We start from the raw sequence: 2,767 nt of genomic DNA on the forward strand, positions 1-2,767 counted from the left end.
AGATGTCCGCATCACGTATCCTTCCAGTCTCTGTAGAGATTGGTATATCCGTATTTGTATGGAGGAGATCGAGGGCCTGGGCGCGGAGGAGTGGCTTGTAGACATCTGCCAGAATCAACTCATCGATAATACCGAGGGTGGTAGCTGCAAAGGCGCATTCTCCCCCGATTCGCCCGACGCCAAGCACTGCAAGGCTCGTCATAATACTGGTACTATGGGGTATGCTCATTATTAAACAGCACCAATTCCCTCTGGATGATTACATTACTAAAGGATCAGGTCTCTGTCGGGGGAGTTGATCTCGATAACCATCTCATCCTGGCAGCAGGCGTCCTTGGAACTACCGGAGCCTCTCTCTCACGGATGCGCCGCCAGGGTGCCGGGGGTGTGGTTACCAAATCCATTGGTCCGGTCCCAAAAGAGGGGCATGCCGGTCCCTGCCTGATCCCGCTTGCGGGCGGTCTCATCAATGCGATGGGGCTCCCAAACCCTTCAAGGAATTTTGTCCCTGAACTGGAGACTCTCTCCGGGGAACCTGTTGTTGTCAGCATATTCGGGGGAACACCCGCTGAGTTTGGCGAGGTTGCCTCCTGGTTTGAGGGAATCGCCGCCGGATTTGAACTGAACCTCTCCTGCCCCCATGCAGAGGGGTACGGTGCTGCGATCGGATCTAATCCTGCCATGGTTCGTGCCTGCACCGAGGAGGTGGCAGCATTTGGGAGGCCGACATGGGTGAAACTGACTCCGAATGTCACTGATATCGGTTCTATCGGGCGGGCTGCAGAAGAGGGCGGGGCGACTGCCCTTGTTGCGATCAATACCGTCCGGGCGATGCGGATCTCAATTGATCTCAGGCGTCCGGTGCTTGGGAACCGGTTCGGGGGCATATCCGGCCCAATGATCTTCCCCATTGCACTCCGATGTGTCTATGATCTCTATGAAGCCTGTTCAATCCCGATCATCGGCTGCGGCGGGGTCTCCTCTGCTGCGGATACAATCGAGATGATGATGGCGGGTGCGTCTGCGGTGCAGATCGGATCAGCCGTCTATGATGACTCTTCAGTTTTCAAAACCATTGCTGATGAACTCTATTCCCCAGACGGAGTTCCTGCTGCTGAGATAGTGGGGTGTGCCCATGCGTGACGGGATGCCGGTTGTGGTGACGGTGAGAGAGGTCATCGACGAGACCCCGACTGTGAAAACACTCCGGTTTGATTCCGAATTTGCGATCCGCCCCGGCCACTTCTGTATGGTCTGGGTTCCGGGAATTGATGAGGTGCCGATGGGTTTCTCGTCCCCCGGCTCGATCACCGTTCAGAAGGTGGGAGAGGCAACAGCGGCACTCACCTCACTCACACCCGGAGATAGGATCGGTATCCGTGGGCCGTTTGGAAACGGCTTCACCCCGAATGGGCGGGTTCTTGCCATAGCAGGCGGAGTCGGTGTTGTCCCGCTCTATCCGTTGGCCGTAAACGGGTCAGTTGATACCTTTATCCTTGGTGCACGGACGGGAACAGAACTCGTCTTTGCCCGCGAGCTTTCGGATCTAACCGATCTCAAAATCGCAACCGATGATGGAACCGCCGGGTACCATGGCTTTGTCACCGGGGTGATGGACAGTGAGATCGATCTCCTCTCCTATGATACCATCTGTGTCTGCGGACCCGAGATGATGATGAAAGGGATTTTGGATCGGCTTTCAGATGCAGGGATTGCAGATCGCGGTCAGTTCTCGCTTCACCGGTACATGAAATGCGGTGTCGGGGTCTGCGGATCCTGTACAATCGATCCGGAAGGTCTCTGTGTCTGCCGGGACGGCCCGGTATTCACCGGAGATCAGATCATCAATTCTGAATTTGGAACGTACGCACGGGATGCAAGCGGGCAGAGAAAACGGGTCTGAACTTATTTCGACCCGTTAATTGCTTTTAAATCCCCCAGATCATTAATATTCGTGAAGGATTTCAGGTTCGGGTCGATCTCCCGGATATCCTGAATCTGAATGAATTTTGTATTGATGCTCCTGATCATCTCACGGAGTGAGTACGAGGCATGGGTGGCGATGTATGCCTTCAGGGCATCCTTTCGATAGACGGCATGCAGGGGTTCGTACATCTCTTCATTCCAGTAGGGGACTGCTGAATCTGCATCTTTTATTGAAGTGAAGAGTAACTCGACAACGTCAGATCGAATACATGGCATATCACAGGCAGTAATAAAAATAAGATCGCCTTCTGCCTCTTCGACACCAGCAATGATCCCGCCAAGTGGCCCGATTCCGCGTACCTGATCACAACAGATTCTGATGCCGGGGATATCCTCAAATCTGCTGCATTGCTCCTCATCGCGGGCAACGATGATGATCTCGTCTGTAGCCTTTGAGAGAGCAGAGATCAGATGGGAGAGGAAGGATTTCCCTCCATAGGTGAAGAAATACTTCTCCATTCCTCCCGATCGCCGTGCCTCGCCACCGACAAGGATCAATGCAGTTCTCTTCTCATTCATAGTGAATAACAGGTTTATTTGTTTTTCTCAAATTTATGGGTGTTCTTTTGTCTCCGGCTTTCAAGCCTGAGGAGGTCTTCCTTGATTCGGATATCCGGCGTAAAGCCCCCGATATCCTTCTCACCAATGACACGGTGGCAGGGGATCACAAGTGGTGTCGGATTCCTCCTGAGTGCTCCTCCGACTACCCGTGGATGGGTGCCTGCTGCGTCTGCCACCTCACCATATGTCATCGTCTTCCCATAGGGAATGGCTCTTACAA

Annotated in this window: 4 protein-coding genes and 1 pseudogene; 2 read left to right on the forward strand and 3 right to left on the reverse strand. The window is 53.7% G+C overall.

What is annotated here, in order from left to right:
• Nucleotides 1-229: pseudogene (locus QCH34_RS10150) on the reverse strand (hypothetical protein); the annotation flags it as partial.
• A gap of 26 nt (nucleotides 230-255) precedes the next feature.
• On the opposite strand from QCH34_RS10150, the gene QCH34_RS10155 reads away from it, so the two are divergent.
• Nucleotides 256-1,143 (forward strand): dihydroorotate dehydrogenase, encoded by an 888-nt coding sequence (locus QCH34_RS10155; protein ID WP_300333682.1) that lies wholly within the window; start codon nucleotides 256-258, stop codon nucleotides 1,141-1,143.
• A complete protein-coding gene (locus QCH34_RS10160) occupies nucleotides 1,136-1,903 on the forward strand; it encodes a dihydroorotate dehydrogenase electron transfer subunit (protein ID WP_300333684.1) in 768 nt (255 codons plus the stop codon). Before QCH34_RS10155 ends, QCH34_RS10160 begins: the two co-directional genes overlap by 8 nt.
• A 2-nt stretch (nucleotides 1,904-1,905) precedes the next feature.
• Here the strand turns inward: QCH34_RS10160 and QCH34_RS10165 are convergent, their stop codons facing one another.
• Together QCH34_RS10165 and QCH34_RS10170 are read right to left on the reverse strand one after the other, a co-directional pair.
• A complete protein-coding gene (locus QCH34_RS10165) occupies nucleotides 1,906-2,505 on the reverse strand; it encodes a molybdenum cofactor guanylyltransferase (RefSeq protein WP_300333687.1) in 600 nt (199 codons plus the stop codon).
• Nucleotides 2,506-2,519: 14 nt separating this feature from the next.
• Nucleotides 2,520-2,767 (reverse strand): MGMT family protein (locus QCH34_RS10170; protein ID WP_300333689.1); only part of this gene is annotated, 248 nt, incomplete at its 5' end.

The organism is Methanocalculus sp., from assembly GCF_029762515.1.
GTDB lineage: Archaea > Halobacteriota > Methanomicrobia > Methanomicrobiales > Methanocorpusculaceae > Methanocalculus.

Coding starts and splice junctions, on each gene's coding strand:
- QCH34_RS10155 (WP_300333682.1), top strand. CDS start 256: ATGATTACATTACTAAAGGATCAGGTCTCTGTCGGGGGAGTTGATCTC.
- QCH34_RS10160 (WP_300333684.1), top strand. CDS start 1,136: ATGCGTGACGGGATGCCGGTTGTGGTGACGGTGAGAGAGGTCATCGAC.
- QCH34_RS10165 (WP_300333687.1), bottom strand. CDS start 2,505: ATGAATGAGAAGAGAACTGCATTGATCCTTGTCGGTGGCGAGGCACGG.